The 15,828-nt window shown below is 53.0% G+C and carries 14 protein-coding genes; 1 reads left to right on the top strand and 13 read right to left on the bottom strand.

Annotated features, from left to right (window positions below; genetic code table 11):
- Positions 1-13 precede the first annotated feature (13 nt).
- The 6 genes from BM040_RS17215 to BM040_RS17190 form a co-directional block, all read right to left on the bottom strand.
- The gene (locus tag BM040_RS17215) at positions 14-463 is read right to left on the bottom strand and encodes a rhodanese-like domain-containing protein (protein WP_092104126.1); all 450 of its coding nucleotides are present in this window, start codon (positions 461-463) and stop codon (positions 14-16) included.
- Between the two features lie 60 nt (positions 464-523).
- The gene (locus BM040_RS17210; protein ID WP_175491102.1) at positions 524-1,159 is read right to left on the bottom strand and encodes a TlpA family protein disulfide reductase; all 636 of its coding nucleotides are present in this window, start codon (positions 1,157-1,159) and stop codon (positions 524-526) included.
- Between the two features lie 267 nt (positions 1,160-1,426).
- Positions 1,427-1,786, bottom strand: coding sequence for a hypothetical protein (locus BM040_RS17205; protein ID WP_092104124.1), 360 nt, complete (start codon positions 1,784-1,786; stop codon positions 1,427-1,429).
- Between the two features lie 185 nt (positions 1,787-1,971).
- Positions 1,972-2,814 (bottom strand): sulfite exporter TauE/SafE family protein, encoded by an 843-nt coding sequence (locus BM040_RS17200; protein ID WP_092104122.1) that lies wholly within the window; start codon positions 2,812-2,814, stop codon positions 1,972-1,974.
- A 317-nt stretch (positions 2,815-3,131) separates the two neighbouring features.
- Entirely contained in the window at positions 3,132-3,788 is a 657-nt protein-coding gene (locus BM040_RS17195) for a Crp/Fnr family transcriptional regulator (RefSeq protein WP_092104120.1), read from the bottom strand.
- 103 nt (positions 3,789-3,891) lie between these two features.
- The gene (locus tag BM040_RS17190) at positions 3,892-5,238 is read right to left on the bottom strand and encodes an MBL fold metallo-hydrolase (protein WP_092104118.1); all 1,347 of its coding nucleotides are present in this window, start codon (positions 5,236-5,238) and stop codon (positions 3,892-3,894) included.
- Between the two features lie 372 nt (positions 5,239-5,610).
- Here BM040_RS17190 and ppsA point away from each other — a divergent pair, with 372 nt between their 5' ends.
- Complete coding sequence (ppsA, locus tag BM040_RS17185) at positions 5,611-8,046, top strand: phosphoenolpyruvate synthase (protein WP_092104116.1); 2,436 nt, start codon at positions 5,611-5,613, stop codon at positions 8,044-8,046.
- A 592-nt stretch (positions 8,047-8,638) separates the two neighbouring features.
- On the opposite strand, the gene BM040_RS17180 is transcribed toward ppsA, so the two are convergent.
- The 7 genes from BM040_RS17180 to gndA form a co-directional block, all read right to left on the bottom strand.
- Complete coding sequence (locus BM040_RS17180) at positions 8,639-9,376, bottom strand: PRC-barrel domain-containing protein (RefSeq protein WP_092104114.1); 738 nt, start codon at positions 9,374-9,376, stop codon at positions 8,639-8,641.
- A gap of 4 nt (positions 9,377-9,380) precedes the next feature.
- Positions 9,381-9,584: a hypothetical protein gene (locus tag BM040_RS17175; RefSeq protein WP_092104112.1), complete on the bottom strand. Its 204-nt coding sequence runs from the start codon at positions 9,582-9,584 to the stop codon at positions 9,381-9,383.
- A gap of 192 nt (positions 9,585-9,776) precedes the next feature.
- Entirely contained in the window at positions 9,777-9,968 is a 192-nt protein-coding gene (locus tag BM040_RS17170; RefSeq protein WP_092104110.1) for a cold-shock protein, read from the bottom strand.
- Positions 9,969-10,133: 165 nt separating this feature from the next.
- Positions 10,134-10,940, bottom strand: a complete 807-nt coding sequence (locus BM040_RS17165; RefSeq protein ID WP_092104107.1) for a hypothetical protein — start codon at positions 10,938-10,940, stop codon at positions 10,134-10,136.
- A 929-nt stretch (positions 10,941-11,869) separates the two neighbouring features.
- Positions 11,870-12,604, bottom strand: coding sequence for a 6-phosphogluconolactonase (pgl, locus tag BM040_RS17160; protein WP_092104104.1), 735 nt, complete (start codon positions 12,602-12,604; stop codon positions 11,870-11,872).
- An 18-nt stretch (positions 12,605-12,622) separates the two neighbouring features.
- Positions 12,623-14,131: a glucose-6-phosphate dehydrogenase gene (zwf, locus tag BM040_RS17155; RefSeq protein WP_092104102.1), complete on the bottom strand. Its 1,509-nt coding sequence runs from the start codon at positions 14,129-14,131 to the stop codon at positions 12,623-12,625.
- Between the two features lie 113 nt (positions 14,132-14,244).
- Positions 14,245-15,666 carry an NADP-dependent phosphogluconate dehydrogenase gene (gene gndA / locus BM040_RS17150; RefSeq protein WP_092104100.1) on the bottom strand — a complete coding sequence of 474 codons (1,422 nt, stop codon included), beginning with the start codon at positions 15,664-15,666 and terminating at the stop codon, positions 14,245-14,247.
- Positions 15,667-15,828: the final 162 nt, after the last annotated feature.

Genomic DNA, 15,828 nt, shown 5'->3' with positions numbered 1-15,828 from the left:
TAAAAAAGTGATGCTAATCAACTGGAACGCCCGCGCGTTGTAGGGCCTGGAAGCCCTCTACAGCATCGTATACCTGCTCAAAACCCAGCTCCTGCATCAGGCGCGCCGCATCCCTGCTTCTGCCACCTACCGTGCAATAAACCAGGTAAGGCTTAGATGGGTCCAACTCCTTTAGCCGCTGCTCGAAGTCGGGGGAATAGTAGTCCAGCAGAATCGCGCCTGCCACATGCCCGGCCTGATGCTCGCCGTGAGTGCGCACATCCAGCACCACCAGCTCCTTGTGTTGCTCCAGCAAGGCTTTTGCCTCCTGGCTATTGATGGTAACGGCTTTGCCGGCCTCACCGGTTTCGGACCGAACTATGGCTCCGTTTGCATCGATTAACTCCGAGGCAGAGGGGTCTGCGCTGCATGCGCTGAGCAGTGCGGCTGTGGCAAGGGCAAAGGGTAGCTTCTTTAGCATCATCGGTCGGATAGATAAAAGTATAAACCGGCACGCAGCCTTAGTGCAGCGTGCCGGCCTGTTTTATTTCTTTGCCAGCCCCACCAGGAACTCGCGCACTTCTTTGGTATCGTAATCGGCCATGCCTTCCTGTTTCGCCACTATCTTGCCCTCCGGCGAGATAATGAAAGTAGTAGGAATGGCGTTGGAGTAAAACTCCTGCGGGAACGAACTGGCCGGCATGTACACCGGGAAAGTATACCCTTTCTTATCAATATACTTCTTCACCTTTTCCATGCCGCCCTCGTCCACCGAAAGCATTACAAAGGCAACATTTTCACCGGCTATTTTATCGTGGAGGCGCTGGATGTTGGGCATTTCGGCCACGCAGGGCGGGCACCAGGTGGCCCAGATGTTGAGGAACACCACCTTGCCCTTCAGGCTCTCGAAGTTGGTCACCTTGCCGTTCAGGTCCACCATTTTAAAACCGGCGCCGGCCATGTTGGGGTTGGCGGCCACGGCAGCTTCCACTACCGCGTTGGCATCAGGATTTTGCAGGGTCTCCGGCACCTCGGCATTGCGGATGCCGGTGGCCAGCAGCAGGCGCTGCACCTGGCCAATGGCCTCGGTGTGTAGCCCGGTAAAGTATAGAATCCCAAAAACGCCCAGCATCCAGGCCCAGCTAGGGATTTGTTTTATCGAAAATTTAGATTTGCTCATTATTTCTCTTTGATGAATTATACTTTCAGCTCAACTCCTCCTGTAGCGCTGCTACTGCAGGCTGTGCGTAGCATTGGCTCCAAAAAACTAGTATGTTAAACTGTAGAAAAGATATACCACTATGCTTATGTTTTTCCAGCCGCAAAGTGCGAATCTGTGTGGCTGTATGAATAATCCCCGGGTGATGCAGGAAGGATTTCCCAGCAAGTATAGCCCGCGAAACGGCAACCTTTATACCAGGGAGTCTTTCCTGTTTCCGGGGGAAACTCAAGCGATTTGTGGCGGATCTGGCTCTATCTTGAGGTAGGGCGAAAGCGGCTTTCTGATAGAACTTAGCGTGCTAACAAATGCACTTGACAAGGGAAGCAGCAGCGGCTGTTGGCCTACGTTCAGTACAGCAATATAGGTTTGGCTGCAGTCGGTAAGCACGGTGCCCGTCTCCCGTTTTTCAGAGTGTGTTTGGTGCCTGAGGCACTTCCGGGTACATGGCCGCTTCAAAACGCCTGCCGCGCACTTCTTCTTAACGGTGCCCTGCTCTGTGGAGATGGTACCGTTAAGCATGCTGCCCTTCGGTAAGGAGAAAAGCAGGAGCGTGGTACTCAGAAACAGAAGCAGGTAGCCCTTCATCAGGTGTACAGTGCGCTAAGTTTAAAGTATAAATCGATTACAAATTACGGATACTGCACAATTGGCACAAGTATGCCGGTATATACAGCACCGCTGGCCATGCATAAAGCACGTTACAGTTCCTGAACCGTTCTATATATCCCTTCCGTGAACTTAGAACATGTATAAAATCCCCGGAGCCATCCTTAAAAGAGAAGCTCTTTCCCGATGATGTATAGGCCCATGATAAGCACAAACCAGCCAAAGGCCGTCTTCAGTTTTTCAGCATGAATTCTTTCAGCCAGAAAGGTGCCCACAAAGATGCCCGATATCGAGATAAGGGAGAAAATACCCAGGAAGAGCCAGTCTATCTCGTAGTTGAAGATGTCGCCCACGAAGCCCAGGAGCGATTTAGCTGCTATAATAAGCAAGGAGGTGCCCACCGCCATTTTCATGTCGAGTTTGCTGAAGAGCACCAGCGCCGGGATAATCAAAAAGCCGCCGCCTGCGCCCACCAGTCCCGTGAGCGTACCCACTATCAGGCCCTCGGCCAGAATGCCAGTGTAGTTAAACCTGGGTGCGGGGTGATAGCCGTTCGGTCTGTTTACTTCAGGCGCTGTGTCTATGTTCTCATCCACGGGTGCCTCCGGCGATTTCTTTTTCCTGATCATGCTGATAGAGGCAAACACCATCAGCCCGGCGAATAGCAGCATCAGCAGCAGGTCTTTTGTCACCATCAGGTCGCCAACCGTGAAAATGTTTTGTGGGATGGCCGGCACAATGTAGCGCCTGGTCAGGTACACGGCCACGATGGAGGGCAGGCCAAAAACTACGGCTGTCTTCAGACTCACCAGGCCGTTTTTGTAGAATTTATAGCTGCCTACCAGGCTGGTTAAGCCCACGATAAACAACGAGTATGCCGTGGAGATAACCGGGCTCAGGCCGATAAGGTACACCAGCACCGGTACTGTCAGGATGGAGCCGCCTCCGCCGATCAGCCCGAGTGAGAGCCCGATCAGAAGTGCCGCCACGTATCCAAGTATTTCCATTCGTTTTAGTTCAGTTAGTTACTGCTACAAAGGTAGCCCACCTTTAGCCCCGCCTCAGTGACTGATGTCACAAAGAGTTAGAGAGTTTGGGAGTTAGAGAGTTAGAAAGTTTAGGAGTTAATTTCTTTGGTAGATGTACTTGATGCTTTGCATAGGCTTGCGTTACCAGATTAAGGGTAAGAATAATCAGTCTGTGAAGATAAGCCGAAAGTATAAACTATACTTTTATCAGAATATACACTAACCAAACTTTCTAACTTTTTAACCTTCTAACCTTCTAACTCTACAACTCCCCAACTCCTCAACTCCTCAACTCTCTAACTCCCAAACTCTCTCTCCAGGTCGTGGATTTCGAGGTAGTTGCGGTGCAGGGTAAGGGCGCCGGTTTGCTCCAGTTTTTTGAGCAGGCGGGAGATGACTTCGCGGGAGCTGTTAAGTTCGTCGGCTATCTGCTGATGGGAGAGGCGCACCTCGTTTCCGCTTACTTTTACGTGGCGGCGCAGGTAAAACAGCAGGCGCTCATCCAGGGCCTTAAAGGCGATGCTGTCCAGGGTTTGGAGCAGCTCCTCGAAGCGCTGGCGGTACGAGGCAATCACAAAGCTGTGCCATGTTTTATACTTGCCCAGCCATAGCTCCGACAAGTGCGAAGGAACAAGAATAACCTCTGCATCGGTGACAGCTTTGGCTTTTATCTGGCTTTGCTCGTTGCGGGCCGAGCACATCATGGACATGGCGCAGGCGTTGCCAGGCTCCAGGTAGTAGATCAGAAACTCATTGCCCTCGTCGTCTTCGCGGTATACTTTCAGCAGGCCGCTGAGCAGCAGGATAGTATATTTGATGTACTGTCCGGTGCGCATTACCTCATCGCCGGCTTCCACCTTTTTCAGGTTGCTTTGCTGCAGCAGTTCGTCCAGCAGGGCCTGCTCCAGGTGCGGAAATTGCCGCAGCACCACGTCTTTATCCGTTTTTTCCATAGTAGGGTAAGTATGGGCTCGTAACTGTAAACGAAGGTACGCATAAAAACAACAGAGCGGGCACTACCCGTACCCGCTCTGCCTTTTAAAACCATACTTATACTTACTTTTTTTCATTGAAATCATTCACCGCTTCGCTCAGGTCCAGCACTTCGGTATCGGGCAGAGCGGCCTTCAGGATACTAAAGCCTGCCGCTGAGCGGTAGCCACCGGCGCAGTGCACCACCACCGTCTTGTCGGCGGGTACTTCCTCCACACGCTCGCGCAGCTGCGGCAACGGAATGTTGATGGCGTCTTCGAAAATCTTTCCGTCCTTTACCTCCGACTCGTTACGGATGTCCAGGATGGTATACTTCTTCATGTTCTTCCTGAACTCTTGCACCTTCAGCAGCGGCGACTTCTCTTCCTGCACGCTGTCTGCTACAAAAGCTCCCTTAATCAGCAGCTCATAGCCTATTTTCGCGGCCTTGGCGATCACTTCGTTCAGCTGTTCCTCGCTGTCAGCCATCAGGTAGAATTTCTCCTCAGGCCCTACAATGCTGCCGAGCCAGGTTTCAAACTTGCCTCCATTCTGGATGTTGATGGCGCCTTTGTAGTGGCCCTGCTTAAACACTTTTTCGCTGCGCGTATCTACTACCAGGGCTCCTTTCTCCGGCTTGTGATTTTTCTCCAGTTTATTGACGCCTGCTATACTTTCCCTGTAGGCTGGTGCGCCCTGCTTGTTCATATCCACATCGTAGCCAAAATATTTCGGAATGAACGGCTGGTCTTCTGTCAGCACCTTTACGAACTCGTCTTCGCTCATCTGCCGGAGGGCGTAGTTGCTCATTTTTTCTGCCCCGATGGTGCTGCTCTTGGCCTCACCCAGTCCTTTTCCGCACAAAGAGCCGGCGCCGTGGGCAGGGTACACAACCACCTCATCGGCCAGCTTCATCAGCTTTTCGCGGGTGCTGTGGTACATCTGGCGGGCCAGTTCCTCGCGCTTCGCTGTTACGTTTCCGGCATTCTCGCGCAGGTCAGGGCGACCTACATCACCGATAAACAGCGTATCTCCGGTGAACACGGCCACGTCTTTTCCCTCATGCTCCACTACGATGCTGATGCCATCCGGCGAGTGGCCGGGAGTATGCAGCGATTTATACTTTACTTCGCCCACCTGCAGCTCGGCGCCTTCATCAAAAGCCTGGTGCGGATAATCGGCGCCTACCAGGCTGTGGGTGTAAATGGTAGCGCCGGTTTGCTGGTGTATCTCCAGGTGCGAGCTTACAAAATCGGCGTGCGGGTGCGTTTCTATTACGCCCACAATTTTTGCCTCATGCGCTGCGGCATAGTCATAGTATGGCTGCGGATCGCGGGCCGGGTCTACCAGCACTATCTCCCGGGTCTGCTCGCTTAAAATGGCATAAGAGAAATGCGCCAGGCCTTTGTCTTCAAACTGCTTTATCTTCATGGTATGGTTGGTTAAGTTCTATACTTCGTTCTGTCTTATACTTTCCGTGTTGGTTTTAGTACAAAGGTACCGCCTTAAAATACCTGCTTCAGTGATGTTTGTCACACAGGAACGCACGGCATTTTTATACTTTATACTTTCAGTTAGAGTCGCAACTGCAGTCATACTTCCCGTGCAAAATATAGCTCTGCACATCCACCCCATGAACTAAGGTCAAAGCGCACCAATACAAGGATGGCAGGCAGTCAGATGATCTTCATCAGCTTTCCATGATTCGCGCATGCACTATTAAACTCGATAAAAGTATAAACGTTGAAGAATAAGTGTAAGAACTTCAGTGTGTTATGCTGCAATTGCGCAAAAACTAAGCCCATGGAGCCATTAATCAAGCTGTTCAACGAAATCAGTTATCAGGACCTGGAAAGGGTGGGGGGAAAGAATGCCTCGCTCGGCGAAATGTATAACCAGCTGAATCCGGAAGGAATACGGGTACCCGACGGCTATGCCACCACAGCGGAGGCCTACTGGTACTTCCTCGACCACAACAACCTGCGCGAGCAACTGGAGGAAGTGCTGGGAAAACTGGACACGGAAAAATTCTCGAACCTGGCTGAAATTGGCAGAAAGTGCCGGGAGCTTATACTTGGTTCAGGATTCCCAGAGGAGATACGGCAGGAAGTGGAGCGCGGGTATGCGTACCTGACTTCATCCTATGGAGACGCCATTTCGCTTGCCGTGCGCAGCAGCGCCACCGCCGAAGACCTGCCCACCGCCAGTTTTGCAGGCCAGCTGGAGACTTACCTCAACGTCAGCGGCCTGAATAACCTTCTGAAGGCCTGCCACTACAGCTACGCCTCATTGTTCACCGACCGCGCCATTAAGTATAGGGTAGACAATGGGTTTGAGCACATGCAAGTGGCTCTGTCGGTGGGGGTGCAGGTGATGGTGCGCGCCGATTTGGCCTGCTCAGGAGTTATGTTCACGCTGGATCCGGACACTGGTTTCGAGAACGCTATCGTTATTTCCGGCTCCTGGGGCCTGGGCGAAAACGTGGTGCAGGGCGCCGTGAACACCGATGAGTTTGTGGTTTTCAAGCCGATGCTGGAAAAGGTTAAGCAACCGATCATCTCGCGCAAGCTGGGCAGTAAGGCCAGGACCATGGTGTATGCCGAACAGCAGGAGGGGGAGCTGCAAAACCCCACCGACGCCATCCTCAACCTGGACACGCCCCCTGAAAAACAGGAGCAGTATGTGCTGCAGGATGCGGAGGTGGTGCAGCTGGCCAGATGGGGCAAGCGCATCGAGGAGCATTACAAGCAGCCCATGGACATCGAGTGGGCCAAAGACGGCGAGTCAGACGACTTGTTCATCGTGCAGGCCAGGCCCGAAACGGTGCAGAGTCAGCGCAAAAAGGAAGCCGTGTTCACCGAGTATACTTTAAAGGAGAAGGGCAAGATGCTTTGCTCGGGTATCGGGCTCAGCAACCGGATTGTGTCGGGTATTGCCCGTATTCTGCATTCTCCAGATGAGATAAATAAACTGCAGGAAGGCGAGGTGCTGGTCACCCGCAAAACTGACCCCGACTGGGACCCAATCCTGAAGAAAGCCAGCGCCATCGTGACTGAGCAGGGCGGGCGCACCAGCCATGCTGCCATTGTGGCCCGGGAGGTGGGCGCCGTGGCTGTGCTCGGCACCAACAACGCCACCCAAACCATACAGGACGGGCAGGAGGTGACTGTATCCACGGCGGGTGGCGAAACGGGCTATGTGTATGAAGGCAGGCTGGCGTGGGAGGAGAAGCAGACCGACATGAGCAAGCTTGGCAGGCCGCGCACCAAAGCCATGCTTATACTTGGCGATCCGGAGCAGGCCTTTAAGTACTCGTTCCTGCCAAACGATGGCGTGGGCCTGATGCGCATGGAGTTCATTATCAACAACTCCATCCAGATACATCCCATGGCGCTGAAGCACTTTGATAAGGTGGAGGACCAGCAGGTGCGCGAAAAGATTGAACAGCTCACGCATCATTACCCGAACAAGGAAGATTACTTTGTAGACAAACTGGCCGAGGCGACCGCCGTGATTGCAGGCGCTTTCTACCCGAAGGATGTGATTGTGCGGATGAGCGATTTTAAATCGAATGAATATGCCAACCTGCTGGGAGGCAAACAGTTTGAGCCCGATGAATCTAACCCGATGATTGGCCTCAGGGGCGCCTCGCGCTATTACCATCCGCTGTACCAGGAGGGTTTCGAACTGGAATGCCGGGCCATGCGGAAGGTTCGCCACGACATGGGGCTGACGAATGTGAAGCTCATGATTCCGTTCTGCAGAACCGTGGAGGAGGGCCGGCAGGTGATAGCGCTAATGGAAAAGTATGGCCTGAAGCGTGGCAGTGATGGACTGGAGATTTATGTGATGGTGGAGATACCGAGCAACGCGTTACTGGCAGAAGAATTTGCCGAGATTTTCGACGGCTTCTCCATCGGCTCCAACGATCTCACGCAGCTCACCCTCGGTGCAGACCGTGATTCCGGTCTGCTGAGCGACATCTTTTCTCCGTTTGATGCGGCTGTGCAGCAACTGATTGTAATAACGCTGCAGAAAGCGAAGCAAACCGGCACCAAGGTCGGCCTCTGCGGCCAGGCCCCCAGCGATTACCCGCAATACGCCGCATTTCTGGTAGAGCACGGCATCGACAGTATCTCCTTTAATCCCGATGCTTTCTTTAAGGGGCTGGAGAATATGTTGCAGGCAGAGCAGAAGCTACAGCCGGGCGACGATCAGGCCGGGTATTTTTATGCGTAAGGCGGGTGAAGAATAGCGGGTGAAGTATAGATTAAGTTATGAAGGGCCTGTGCTTTCTCACGTCCTCTGGTTGCCTTGGTTTATACTTTACTTTGCAGTACCGGGTCCAACCACCCCTGGCCCCTCCTTATCCAAGGAGGGGAGCTTGTAATTACTTGGGCTGAAGTATAAGCTTCATAGTCATAGTATAAACACCCCTATTGAGCAATGCTCGCAAGCATCGAACTCCCGTTCTCGCTTGTCCTCAAGGGGACAGTCTATACTTGTTGCATAGTAAAAGCTGATGCTATCGAATTGATTCCCAGTTTTTCTGTGAGGCGCCTATGCGAGTTTTTCCGGTGACGAGCGATAGCGAGGCAGCCCGAGGTACGAGGGCAGGAAAAGCTCCTAGCGCCGAGCGGGAAAACGAGGCCTCCCGGCCTAGGAGGGTACCAAAGACAGAAATGAAACATTAGGTATGTTAGTCTGGAGGAGGAACGGCAGCTAGTAAGGATAGCTTAGTTCGAGTTGAAGGAAGCAGCAGCAATGGAAGTATAAAAAAGAAGCCACAAAGCTTTAGGCAATGTGGCTTCTCCAATGATTTTGCGTATAGCTACAGGTTCAGGGCGCGCTTTTTCAGAAGTATAAACTCCTCTTCGGTAATAGAGCCGCGCTCGCGTAGGTGCTCCAGGCGCTCAATGGTCGCAATGGAATCCTCTACTGATGTTGGCCTTCTCTCATCGGTGTGGATGTCTTCCGTTACTGTGCGGTCCTCTTTATCGTAATCGCGGGTAGAGTAGATTTTCTCGCGGTATACTTCCTGGTCTGAGGCATAGAAGCGGTTCTCGTCGAAAGAAGCGTCGTTGTAGAAGTCGTCCGAAATAGTAGACGGCTGTGTTCGCTGCTCGCGTAGTGCCTCATCAAACTCAGCACGATGCTCCTGCTGGGTGCCAATCGTGTCGCGCTGTGCTCTGGCCAAGGTGTCGCGCACGCGGTACTCGTAGTCTTCCGAGATGGGTCCGCCGGTATAAACCGGGTAGCTGCCCACCGTGTTGGAATCTACAGCCGATACAAAGACACGCTTTCCTTTTTTGTCGAGAGCGGCCACCCCGATGGGCACCAGCAGGTGCTGGTCGTCGCCGGTGTTAAAGAATCGGCGGTCGGCCACCACAGAGAGGTAACGGGCCTTCATGGCATGGGGGTCAACAATCAAATCCCGCACCATGCCCAGGCTTTCGCCGTCGGCCCCAATCACGCGCCATCCCAGCACATCAGGGTTATCCTTGGCAATTTTATAATCTTTCATGGCGCTCAGCGGCACCAGACGTTCGTTCTTAAATTCGTCGTTCATAGTTTTATACGTTGTAAGTTGTAGTTGTCATTAGCGGGGCAGTATGCGGAGAAACCATGCCGGTGGCAGGTACCTCCTCATACTCCGTCTCATCGGGTTCATTGGTCATTTCATACAGCGCCCAGGCAATAAGTGCTATAATTACTAAGAGTAAGAGCAGCCAGGGCCACATCGGTTTCTTTTTGCGTTCTATATTGATTTCAGCCATCTTGATTGGTTGTTTTTTTCATAGTTAAAGACTGCCTCTGCAGGCAGGAGAAAGGTTGTGTTGGTAATACGCTTATCGTGCTATATATGTTGAAACCAAGCACAAAGTGCGGCTGAAACCACGGGAGGGAAGGGGCATAAAAAAAGCCCTGCACTACTGCAGGGCTTTTTCAGGATGATCTGTATGTTAAAACTAAACGCGCTTAACATTAACGGCGTTCAGCCCTTTTCTTCCTTCTTTTAGTTCGAAAGTAACTTCGTCATTTTCTCTGATCTCGTCGATCAAACCTGTAACGTGTACGAAGTACTCCTGACCTGAATTTGTCTCTTTAATAAAGCCGAATCCTTTCTCGGCGTTAAAGAATTTTACTGTTCCTTGATTCATGATGATTTGATTATTATACCCTTACTACAATAAGTAAGCAGTATTTGTTCATTATTTTCTACAAGGTAGGATAAAAAAATTATAAAGTTATACCAGGCGCCAAAAAACTGTGATTTTATTTTTTTCTCACCTCCTCCTGATGCCCTAAGGGGTGATGTAACAGGGCTACTTTAAGGTAGAGATGCGCTCCCATACTTCGTTGATGGGCTTGCCGGTGCTGCTGGTGCCGCTGTGGTGCCACTTGCCGTCCTTCACCTCAAAATTAAAGCTGAGGCTGGCGCCCACCCGGCTGGAGTCGCGGGAAAAGAACTCGATGTACTCGGTGTAGGTGCCGTTCTCTGCGGTATAGGTGCCGCCGCCGGTGCCAGAGAAAGACTTATTGCCGCTATCGAAGGCAATCCACTGGAAGCGGTTGCCGGACAGGATCTTCAGCGTTTTCCTGGTGCCGGTGGTATGTATCGGGTTGACTTTGCCCCCCTCTTCAGCGCGGCCGGTAATGCGCCAGGTGCCTTCCAGTGGGGAGTTCGAAATTTTATCGGCCTTGGCCCAGGTTTCCTGCACTTTGTTGCCTTTCAGCTGCAGTTGCCCGTTTTTCAAAGTATAACTTAATGTATGGGTAGTGCCAACCGCTGCCGTGTCGAGGGTGTTATACTCCAGGTTCTGGGTAAGTTTGCCATTCTGCAGCGTGTAAGTGCCGCCGTAAGTGCCGATGAATTTCTTGCCTGCCTCATCAAAATAAGCCACGGTAAAATAGCCGTCTTCCATCATGGCGATAGCCGTTGCTCCTTTGGGCAGGGAGGCGAATTGCGTGGTGCCGGAGCCTAGCTGCCATGCGCCTTTCAGTTGCTCCTGCAGCTGTGTTTTTTGCCCAATTTGTACCAGTATACTATCGGGCTGCGCCGCTGCCTGCGGAGCGCAGACGCTCAGTAAGGAAATGGCGAGGTGTAAGGTGTTGGTAAGGATAAAGCTCATAGGTATAGGTTTTAGTTTCAAGGTGTTAAACGGTGATTCAATACGGTGGTTGAATATAGGGATTTATACTTTGCTAACGCAAGCGTCTGCTTGTGCCTTCTTATACTTTGAGTTATACTTCCATAGCTGCTGCTTCCTTCCACTGGATACAAGCAATCCTTACTAGCTGCCGCTTATCCTCTAGTTCCCACAAGCGCCTCGTTTCAACTCTGGCTTTGGCTCCCTCAAGGCCGGGAGGCCTCGTTTTCCCGCTCGGCGCTGGGAGCTTTTCCTTTGCTCCTACGTCGCAATGCCCTTGACGGGCACCGGAAAAACTCGCATAGGCGCCTCCCAGAAAAACTGGGAACAAGTTCGATAACTGCTGCTATTACTGTCATCTCGAATGAAATGAGAGATCTGGATAGAATTCCAGCTAGAACTCTCGCGCTGCTCGAGATGACAGAGAGGAGTAAGTATAATTCCCCTCCTCGGAGGGGTTAGGGGTGGGTTTATACTTCTACTGAAAAACACCAGCTACTAAGCCTATACTTCAGCCAAATCAATCACAGGTTCCCCTCCTTGGATAAGGAGGGGCAGGGGTGGTTGGACCCGGGGTTGCAAAAGCTTATACTCCTGTTTTTAGGAGAGGGCAGGAGTGGGGCGAGCTAAGAAGAGGTAGCTTCATAGCAACTTAGAAACCTAAGTATAGACCGCAGCGGCCGGAGGCCGCGAGAAAGCGCACACTCGCCGGAGGCGAGCGAGGGCTGTTCAAATGCAAAACGAATTGATTATACTCTCATACTTTACTTGATGTAAGTATAAAGTATAAAAACAACAGCCTACCCGCATAAGCAGAGAGGCTGTTATAAATGACAATGAGCGAAAAGTATAAACTGGTACCCTAAACAAGAAATCAGCTTCTATACTTTAAGCACCTTCAATCCCAATTCTTATTTATACTTTTCCAGCTTCGAAGCTGCTTTATCGTCCACGTACCAGTAGATTTCTCCGCCTTGCTTGGGCTGGATAAGCTGCGAGGGGTACTCCTGTGGGTTACGTTCTCCTTCCAGCACCTCGTACAGCGCCTTGGCTTTGTTCTCGCCAAAGGTCATGAACAGGATGCGGTTGGCTTGGTTTATGAGCGGGGCTGTGAGCGTGATGCGGTGCATGGATTGAGGCTTCAGGTAATAAGCATCCACCCATTTCTCCTGCTCCTGCAGCACCTCGGTGTGCGGGAACAAAGAGGCCGTGTGACCGTCATCGCCCATGCCTAAAAGGATAAGGTCAAACGCCGGTTCCTGGTCTTTAAAAAGGTCTCGGAGGATCTGCTCATACTTTTGTGAGTAGGCCTCCGGCTCCATATCGGCCCACATCGGGAAGACCTGCTCCTGCGGCACCGGCACCTTATCCAGGAGAAGTTCCTTGGCCATTTTGCCATTGCTGCGCTCGTCAGTTAAAGGCACCCAGCGCTCGTCGCCCCAGAAAATATAGGTCTGCTGCCACGGCACCTGGTCTCTGTAGGGAGCCTGCGCCAGTAACTGGTACAGCTGCTTCGGCGAGGAGCCACCGGTCAACGCCACCACAAAGCGGCCGTTTTTCTGCACTGCCTCCTGGGCCGCCTCTACAAACAAATCAGCGGCCTTTTGGCTCAGGTAACTGGTATCTTTAAATATGGTAACCATCATTCGTTGCTAAAATAGTTCTTACTCTGTTACGGATACGGTCCAGGTATGGCCCTGGCGGGCGATAAGGGCCTCTGCGTTCTCCGGGCCCCACATGCCGGCGCGGTAGTTCGGAAACTCCAGCGAAGGGCGCGACTCCCACGTTTCCAGAATAGGCGTGATCACGTCCCAAGCCACCTCTACCTGATCCGAACGCATGAACAGCGTGGCATCGCCCTGCATGGCGTCCAGCAGCAGCGTTTCGTACGCCTCCGGCGACTGCGAGTGGTTCGAGTAAGCGTTGAAGTCGAACACCATCTCGGCCGGTGTCAGGGCCATGTCCAGGCCCGGTTTTTTGGCGATAAAGCGCAGTCGGATGTCCATCTGCGGCTGTATGTTGATGATCAGACGGTTGGGCAGGATGTTCTCTGACATGGCCGAGGGGAAGGTAAGGTGCGGCACAGATCGGAACTGCACTGTAATGGAAGTCGATTTCTCCTGCAGGCGCTTGCCCGTGCGCAGGTAGAACGGCACCCCCTGCCAGCGCCAGTTATCGAGGTAAAACTTGATGGCGGCGTAGGTCTCAATCTTAGAGTTCGGGTCCACGCCCGGCTCCTGGCGGTAGCCCGGCACCTGCTCGCCCTTCAGCCAACCGGGGCCATACTGTCCACGCACGGCATACTTGCCCACCTCCTCGCGCGACAGGCGGCGGATGGCATGCAGCACGTCTACCTTGCGGTTTCGGATTTCCTCGGCCTCGAACGAGATGGGAGGCTCCATGGCCACCATGCAGAGCAGCTGCAACAGGTGGTTCTGGATCATGTCGCGCAGGGCGCCGGCGCTTTCATAGTAGCCCCCGCGGTCTTCCACGCCTACTTCCTCGGCCACGGTTATCTGCACGTACTCAATGTAGTTGCGGTTCCAGAGCGGCTCAAAAAGGGCATTGGCAAAGCGGAAAGCCAGGATGTTCTGCACGGTCTCCTTGCCCAAATAATGGTCGATACGGTAGATCTGCGACTCCTGGAAGGTGCGGGTTAGCAATTGGTTCAGCTCCTTTGCCGACTGCAGATCGTGCCCGAAAGGTTTCTCCACCACAATGCGGTCGTGCTCGGGGTCGCTGGCAATGCCCACCAAGCCTAGGTTCACCGTAATCGGCTCAATGAAACGGGGCGACACCGACAGGTAAAACAGCCGGTTGGCGCGGGTGCCCCACAAGGCCTCAATGCCTTCAATTTTATCGGCCAGCTGCTTGTAAGAGGCTTGGTCGTTAATCTCGGCGGAGAGGTAGTAGATGGATTTCTGAAAAGACTCCCACTGTGCGTCATTGGGTTTCCCGCTGCGCGAGAACAGGCCCAGGCCGTCGTGTAGGTGCTGCTGGTACTCGCTGTCGGTAGACTCAGAGCGTCCCAGTCCAATCACGGCGAACTGCTCGGGCAGCCAGCCATCCAGAAACAGGTTGTAGAAGGCGGGGATGAGTTTGCGTTTTGCCAGATCTCCTGTACCACCGAATATAACCGCAATGGTAGGTGCCGTTTTTTGGGTTTCTTTCATTGACGTGATGCGTAATTGTTCTTTTGCAGGGCAGCCTTCTTTCTCGGCCGGCCGCTGTTATGCAATTTAAAGTATGGATCGTTAAGCTGTGTTCTTACTCTTTTGTGCCGCGCTTACTCGCCCCATTGTGTATGGAAAATGCCTTCGCGGTCTATGCGCTCATAAGTATGCGCTCCGAAATAATCGCGCTGCGCCTGAATGAGGTTGGTGGGCAGTGTTTCGCTACGGTAGGCATCAAAGTAGCTGAGTGAGGCCATGAAGGCAGGCATCGGAATACCTTTGTCGATGGCCAGTTTAAGGATGGCTCTGGTGTCTTGCTGGCGCTCCAGCAAATCCTGGCCGATTTTTGGGTCGAGCAGCAGGTTGGGCAGGTTGGCGTCCTTCTCATAGGCCTGGCGGAAATCCTCCAGACAAACCGCACGGATGATACAGCCGCCGCGCCAGATTTTGGCCACCTCCTGCAGCTGCAGGCCATAGTTGTACGCCTCTGAGGCTACGCGCAACTGCGCCATCCCCTGGGCATAGGTCACCATCATGGCAAAGTAGAAGGCATGACGCACCTGGTCTACCAGCTCTTCCTGCGATGCGGTGGTAGCAGCACCAGAAGTAGGATTTGGCAGTAGTTTAGCCGCCGCTACGCGCTCTTCCTTATACTTTGACATATCGCGCATCAGCACGGCCATATCGATGGAAGGCACAGGCACCTGCAGGTCCATGGCGTTCTGGGAAGTCCATTTGCCGGTGCCTTTGGAGCGAGCCCTGTCGGAAATAATACTAACCAGCGGCTTGCCGGTAAACTCGTCTTTCTGCTTCAGGATCTCACCCGTAATTTCAATCAGGAAAGACTGCAGCTCCGTCTGGTTCCACTGCTCAAAAATGCTCTGCAGTTGCTCATCCGAGAAGTCGAAGCCGCGCTTGAGCAGGTCATAGGTCTCGGCAATAAGTTGCATGATGGCGTACTCGATGCCGTTGTGCACCATCTTCACGTAGTTGCCCGCCGAGCCGTTGCCCAGGTAGCTTACACATGGCTCACCGTTCACTTTGGCCGCTACGGCCTCAAAGGTAGGGCGCAGCCGTTCATAAGCCTCGCGGTTGCCGCCCGGCATCATGCTGGGGCCAAAGCGGGCGCCTTTCTCTCCACCCGAGATGCCCATGCCGAAGAAGTGAATACCTTTTTCAGCCAGCTCCGTAACGCGGCGGTCGGTGTCGGGGAAGTAGGAGTTACCCCCATCCACGATGATGTCGCCCGGCTCGAGTAGGGGCAGCAGGCTGGCAATGGCAGCATCTACCGGCCTGCCGGCAGGTACCAGCAGCATGAGCGCACGCGGCCTGCGAATGGATTGCACAAACTCTTCGGCAGAGGTCGTCCCTCTTACTGGTTTGCCTTCGCCGGCCTCCGTCTCGAGGGCGGCCGCTTTCACGGGGTCCAGGTCCAGCCCGATCACCGCAACCTGGTGATCGGCCATGTTCAGTGCCAGGTTCCGGCCCATCACACCCAGGCCAACCATTCCGAATTCGTATTGTGCGTTGCTCATATGCAGGTAATGTGTTGATGTAGAGTTTCTATACTTGCCCCGGCTGCGTCCGCTTGCCAATAGCTGACAGCGAACCTGAGGGTAAGCTTGTTTTGCATGGTAAAGCTACAACATAAAAAATATCTATACATCATAATCGCCGCTAATGTATGTGCGCCGGCT

The sequence above is a fragment of the Pontibacter chinhatensis genome (genome assembly GCF_900113285.1).
GTDB classification, from domain to species: domain Bacteria; phylum Bacteroidota; class Bacteroidia; order Cytophagales; family Hymenobacteraceae; genus Pontibacter; species Pontibacter chinhatensis.
This window is presented reverse-complemented; position numbering and strand designations above follow the sequence as displayed.

Excerpts from the sequence above, each read along its gene's own strand:
- BM040_RS17215 (WP_092104126.1), bottom strand. The coding sequence starts at position 463 with ATGATGCTAAAGAAGCTACCCTTTGCCCTTGCCACAGCCGCACTGCTC.
- BM040_RS17210 (WP_175491102.1), bottom strand. The coding sequence starts at position 1,159 with ATGAGCAAATCTAAATTTTCGATAAAACAAATCCCTAGCTGGGCCTGG.
- BM040_RS17205 (WP_092104124.1), bottom strand. The coding sequence starts at position 1,786 with ATGAAGGGCTACCTGCTTCTGTTTCTGAGTACCACGCTCCTGCTTTTC.
- BM040_RS17200 (WP_092104122.1), bottom strand. The coding sequence starts at position 2,814 with ATGGAAATACTTGGATACGTGGCGGCACTTCTGATCGGGCTCTCACTC.
- BM040_RS17195 (WP_092104120.1), bottom strand. The coding sequence starts at position 3,788 with ATGGAAAAAACGGATAAAGACGTGGTGCTGCGGCAATTTCCGCACCTG.
- BM040_RS17190 (WP_092104118.1), bottom strand. The coding sequence starts at position 5,238 with ATGAAGATAAAGCAGTTTGAAGACAAAGGCCTGGCGCATTTCTCTTAT.
- ppsA (WP_092104116.1), top strand. The coding sequence starts at position 5,611 with ATGGAGCCATTAATCAAGCTGTTCAACGAAATCAGTTATCAGGACCTG.
- BM040_RS17180 (WP_092104114.1), bottom strand. The coding sequence starts at position 9,376 with ATGAACGACGAATTTAAGAACGAACGTCTGGTGCCGCTGAGCGCCATG.
- BM040_RS17175 (WP_092104112.1), bottom strand. The coding sequence starts at position 9,584 with ATGGCTGAAATCAATATAGAACGCAAAAAGAAACCGATGTGGCCCTGG.
- BM040_RS17170 (WP_092104110.1), bottom strand. The coding sequence starts at position 9,968 with ATGAATCAAGGAACAGTAAAATTCTTTAACGCCGAGAAAGGATTCGGC.
- BM040_RS17165 (WP_092104107.1), bottom strand. The coding sequence starts at position 10,940 with ATGAGCTTTATCCTTACCAACACCTTACACCTCGCCATTTCCTTACTG.
- pgl (WP_092104104.1), bottom strand. The coding sequence starts at position 12,604 with ATGATGGTTACCATATTTAAAGATACCAGTTACCTGAGCCAAAAGGCC.
- zwf (WP_092104102.1), bottom strand. The coding sequence starts at position 14,131 with ATGAAAGAAACCCAAAAAACGGCACCTACCATTGCGGTTATATTCGGT.
- gndA (WP_092104100.1), bottom strand. The coding sequence starts at position 15,666 with ATGAGCAACGCACAATACGAATTCGGAATGGTTGGCCTGGGTGTGATG.